Below are 232 nucleotides of genomic sequence, written 5' to 3' on the forward strand. Positions count from 1 at the left end.
CTGATCAATCGCAGAACAACGTCGCAGCCCCTACGTTGGGTGGTAGGCTATGCCGCGGCTGGTACGGTCGTGAGTGTTGGGAAAGACGTAAGGATGCGGGCCGTCGGCGACAAGGTCGCTGCTTTCAGCCTGCAGGGGTCGCATGCAGGACTCTGGGCCGTTGCTGCTTCGCGAACGTGGCTGGTTCCCGAGGGCCTGGACATGGCAAGGGCTGCCGCGTTGCCCATCTCCT

General features: G+C 63.4%; 1 protein-coding gene. It reads left to right on the forward strand.

The genetic code is table 11. The features are described from left to right. Nucleotides 1–3: 3 nt before the first annotated feature. A partial coding sequence (locus R0J92_RS27120) for an alcohol dehydrogenase catalytic domain-containing protein (RefSeq protein ID WP_411053964.1) occupies nucleotides 4–232 on the forward strand: 229 nt, incomplete at its 3' end.

Origin of the sequence: Tritonibacter sp. SIMBA_163 (assembly GCF_046535935.1) — a bacterium.
GTDB classification, from domain to species: Bacteria; Pseudomonadota; Alphaproteobacteria; order Rhodobacterales; family Rhodobacteraceae; genus Epibacterium; species Epibacterium scottomollicae.